Origin of the sequence: Streptomyces sp. T39, from assembly GCF_008042045.1 — a bacterium.
In the GTDB taxonomy this organism is placed as follows: Bacteria; Actinomycetota; Actinomycetes; order Streptomycetales; family Streptomycetaceae; genus Streptomyces.
Genome location: NZ_RDBP01000181.1, coordinates 1 through 4,558 on the forward strand (window position 1 = coordinate 1; position 4,558 = coordinate 4,558).

4 protein-coding genes are annotated in these 4,558 nt (G+C 77.7%); all 4 read left to right on the plus strand.

Annotated elements, in window-relative coordinates; all coding sequences use genetic code 11:
• Positions 1–230 precede the first annotated feature (230 nt).
• Positions 231–1,895 carry a murein biosynthesis integral membrane protein MurJ gene (murJ, locus tag EAO77_RS36580; RefSeq protein WP_147992592.1) on the plus strand — a complete coding sequence of 555 codons (1,665 nt, stop codon included), beginning with the start codon at positions 231–233 and terminating at the stop codon, positions 1,893–1,895.
• Positions 1,885–2,676: a polysaccharide deacetylase family protein gene (locus tag EAO77_RS36585; RefSeq protein ID WP_147992590.1), complete on the plus strand. Its 792-nt coding sequence runs from the start codon at positions 1,885–1,887 to the stop codon at positions 2,674–2,676. The genes murJ and EAO77_RS36585 overlap by 11 nt, the downstream gene beginning before the upstream one ends.
• Positions 2,673–3,827 carry a glycosyltransferase gene (locus tag EAO77_RS36590; RefSeq protein ID WP_147992591.1) on the plus strand — a complete coding sequence of 385 codons (1,155 nt, stop codon included), beginning with the start codon at positions 2,673–2,675 and terminating at the stop codon, positions 3,825–3,827. Before EAO77_RS36585 ends, EAO77_RS36590 begins: the two co-directional genes overlap by 4 nt.
• Positions 3,824–4,558, plus strand: a 735-nt coding sequence (locus tag EAO77_RS36595) for a YveK family protein (RefSeq protein WP_261994318.1), incomplete at its 3' end; no start/stop codon positions are given. The genes EAO77_RS36590 and EAO77_RS36595, both read left to right, overlap by 4 nt.

Here is a 4,558-nt window from a genome sequence, read left to right on the forward strand (position 1 = left end):
ACCCCGGCCGGCCGGGCGGCGGCTGGGAGGACGCCGACCCCGACCGCGGCCGGCCGGGCGGCGCCTCGGACGCCGCCGACCGCCCGGCGCCGCCGCCCACGGCACCCCCCGCCGCTCGCCCGGCCCGCGTCGACCCCGCCTGGACGGGCCAGGACGCGGGCCTCGCCCCACCCGCCGCGACGCGGCCGCCGGGGGCCCATGACGGCGCTCCGGCGTCCGCTCGGAGCCCGCTGCCGGGCAGCGGGACCGGGGCGTCCACGGACGCCGAGTCCGCCGCGCCCGGGCAGCGGGGCGGGCCCTCCGAGTACGCCGCGCCCGGGACCCGGGCGGACGGGCCGCGGCAGGCCGCGCGGAGCGGGCGGCTGGGGCGCGGGCTGGTCCGGGCCGCCGTCGTCAGCGGGGTGCTCACCGTGGCGGGGGCGGTGCTCGGGCTGCTGCGCGACCAGACGATCGCCCACCTCTTCGGGGCGAGTTCCGAGAGCGACGCGTTCCTCATCGCCTGGACGGTGCCGGAGCTGGCGGCCACGCTGCTCATCGAGGACGCCATGGCGCTGCTGCTGGTGCCCGCCTTCAGCCACGCCCTCGCCCGCCGCGACGAGCCCGAGGCCGTACGGGACCTGGTGTCCGCGACGTTCCCGCGGCTGTTCGCCGTCCTGGTCGCCGTCGCGGCCGTGCTGATGGCGGGCGCGCCGCTCGTGGTGCGGCTGCTCGCGCCCGGCTTCGACGACCCGCGGCTCGCCGTCGAGTGCACCCGGCTGACCGCGCTCACCGTCCTCACCTTCGGCGTCACCGGATACTTCAGTGCCGCCCTGCGCGCCCACGGCAGCTTCCTCGCGCCCGCCGCCGTGTACACCGCGTACAACGCCGGGATCATCGCCACCACCCTCGCCCTGCACAGCCTGTGGGGCGTACGGGCGGCCGCCGCGGGCGTCGCCGTCGGCGGGGCGCTGATGATCCTCGTCCAGGCCCCGGGGTTCGCCCGGCACCTCGGCGGCCTCGGAGCACTCGTCCGTCCCCGCAGGTCCCGCGGGACGCCCCTGATCGGCGCCGCGCTCCTCGCGCCCGTCGTCCTGTTCGCGGTCAGCCGCCAGGCGCAGGTCCTCGTCGAGCGCTTCCTCGCCGCCCCGCTGCCCGCCGGCGCGATCAGCCACCTCAACTACGCCCAGAAGGTGGCGCAGATGCCGATGGTGCTGTCGCTGATGGTGTGCACGGTCACCTTCCCGGTCGTCGCCCAGGCCATGGCCACCGGCGACCGGGAACGCGCCAGGCGGCGCGTCGAGGAGGACCTCGCCATGGCCGGCACCGTCGTCCTGCTCGGCACCGCGTACGTCGTCGGCTACGCCCCCGCGATCATCGACGTCCTCTTCCGCCGGGGCGCGTTCGACGCCCAGGACAGCGCCACCACCGCGGGCGTGATGCGGGTGTACGCCGCCGGGCTGCTCGGCCACTGCCTCGTCGGCGCACTCGGCCGCCCGTTCTTCTCGTCGGGCCGGCCCACCTGGTTCCCCGCCGCCGCGATGGCCGGCGGCCTCGCGGTGACCGTGGCGGCCGGCGCCGCGGCCGTCGGCCCGTACGGCGTGCACGGCATCGCCGCGGCGAACGCCGCCGGCATCAGCGTGACCGCCGTCCTGCTGCTGCACGGGCTCGGCTCCCGGATCGTCGTCATCGAGGTGCGCGCCATCGGCCTGCGGATCGGCCGGCTGGCGCTGGCCGCCGCGGCGGCCACCTGCGCCGCCCTCCTCGCCGCGCCCGCGACCGGCGGCCCCCTCGCCTCGCTGGCCGCCGGCGTCCTCCTCGTACCCGCCGTGTTCCTCGTCACCGCCCGGGCCCTCGGGGCACCGGAAGCCGTTCACCTGCTGGCCCTCGTGCACCGGAGGCTGCGTCATGACCGATGAGCAACGACCCGCCCGCGCCGAAGCGGCCGCCCGCCGGGCCTGGCCGTGGATCTGGATGTACCACGCGGTCGGCGACCCGACCGACGACCCCTACGGCATCACCGTCGCGCCCGAACGCCTCGACCGCCAGCTGCGGACGCTGCGCGCACGCGGCCTGCGCGGGGTGTCCGTGACGACCCTGCTGCGCGCCCACGCCCGGGGCCGCGCCGCCGGGCTCGTCGGCCTCACCTTCGACGACGGGTACGCCGACTTCACCCGCGCCGCGCTCCCGCTGCTGCGGCGCCACGGCTGCACCGCCACCCTGTTCGTGCTGCCCGGCAGGCTCGGCGGCGCCAACGACTGGGACCGGGAGGGCCCGCGCCGCCCGCTGGTGACGGCCGACCAGATCCGGGCCGCCGCCGCCCAGGGCACGGAGATCGGCTCCCACGGCCTGTTCCACCGCGACCTGACCGTGCTGACCGACGCGCAGCTGCGCGAGGAGACGGTCCGCTCCCGCGGCCTGCTGCGCGAGATCACCGGCCGCGCACCCGCGGGGTTCTGCTATCCCTACGGCACGGCCGACCGGCGGACGGCCGAGGCCGTGCGGGACGCCGGCTACGCGTACGCCTGCGCCATCGCCCCGGGTCCCGCGGCCGGCCCCTACGCCCTGCCCCGGACCCACATCAGCCACGCCGACCGGCGCGCCCGGCTCGCCGTCAAGTACCTGCGGCACCGGATGCGCCCCGCACCCGGGTTCGCCCCCGTCGCCGTGCCGCCGACGGCCCTGGAGGCCCCGCTGTGAAGGTCCTGCACATCATCACCGGGCTCGGCGTGGGCGGGGCGGAGCAGCAACTGCGCCTGCTGCTGCGGCATCTGCCCGATCGGTGCTCCGGCGACGTGGTGACGCTCACCAACCCGGGGGCGGTCGCCGACGGCCTGCGCGCCGACGGCGTGTCCGTCACCCACCTCGGCATGGGCGGCAACCGGGACCTCGGTGCGCTGCCCCGGCTCGCCCGCCTGGTGCGGCGCGGCGGCTACGACGTCGTCCACACCCATCTCTACCGGGCCTGCGTCTACGGGCGGATCGCCGCCCGCCTCGCGGGGGTGCCGTCGGTCGCCACCGAGCACTCGCTCGGCGAGGCGGAGATCGAGGGACGCCCCCTGAACCGCGCCAACCGCGCCCTGTACCTGGCCACCGAGCGCCTCGGCGCGGCGACCGTCGCCGTGTCCCCGACCGTCGCCGCGCGGCTGCGCGCCTGGGGTGTGCCCGGCCGCCGGGTCCATGTCGTGCCGAACGGCATCGACGCCGGCCGGTTCGCCTTCGACACCACGGCCCGCGGGGCCGTCCGGGAGCGGCTGGGCCTCCCGGACGGCGTGTTCGTCGTCGGCGGTGTCGGACGGCTGGTGCCCGGCAAGCGGTTCGACGTGCTCGTCGAGGCGGTCGCCGCCCTGCCGGACGCCGTGCTGCTGCTCGCCGGCGACGGACCCGAACGCGAGGCGCTGCGCGCCCTGGCGGTGCGCCTCGGCGCGGCCGGCCGGGTCCGGCTGCTCGGCGAGCGGAGCGACGTGCCCGCACTGCTCTCGGCCATGGACGCCTTCGTCTCGGCGTCCCGGGAGGAGGCGTTCGGCCTCGCCGTCGTCGAGGCCCTGGCCGCGGGCCTGCCCGTGCTGCACGGCATCTGCCCGGCCGTCGACGACCTGCCCGCGGACCACGCACCCGGCGCCACCGCCCTGCGCGGCACCGGCGTCCGCGAACTCGTGGACGCCCTGCGCCCCCTGGCCGCCGCGCGCCCCCGGCGTGCGGCCCCGCCCCGGGCGGTGGCGCACTACGACATCGCCCGCACCGCGCGTCTGCTCACCGAGGTGTACGCCCGCGCGGCCCCACGCGTCCCCCGCCCCACGAACCCGACCAGCCCGACCGCCGTCCCCACCGAGGAAGCAGTACGCCCATGACCGCCAGACACGAGCACGAGCGGCCCGCCCCGGCCGCCGGCCGCAAGCCCCGCCTTCTCGCGAAGTTCTCCTCCGGGCCCGCCTGGTGGCCCGTCCCGGTCTGCGCCGTGCTCGGCACGGCCGCCGGCCTGCTGCACGGTGTGGTCACGGACCCCGAGTACGCGGCGACCAGCTATGTCGTCGCCGTGCCCGCCAAGGGCGCGGAGCCGGGCGCCGCCCTCGGCTTCGCCCAGGCGTACGGCCGCATCGCGACCAGCGACGCCACCCTCGCCTACGCCCGGGTCGCGGCCGGTGTCCCCGCCTCCGAACTGCGCAGCCGGGTGACGACCGAGACGTCCCCCGACTCCCCGATGATCGCCGTCACCGGCACCTCCACGCGGCCCGCCGAGGCCGCCGACATCGCCAACGCGGTCGCCGACGCCGTCTTCGTCAGCAGCAACCAGGTCTCCAGGAACACCGGCGTGCAGCTGATGCTCTTCTCCCGGGCCGTCACCCCCGCCGAGCCCGTCTCGCCGTCCCTGCCGCTGGGCACCGCGGTGGGCGCCTGTGCGGGCGGTCTGATCGGCGGACTGGTGCTGCTGACGAAGACGGCGTCGGCGACCGCGTTGGCGATGTCGGCGGCCTCGGCGGGCCGCGTGGAGGTGCCGGTGACGGCGATCATCGGGGAGTCGGGGGACGTCTCGGTCGTCACCCGGCTGCGCAGTTCGGAGGCGGGGACACCGGCCGCGACC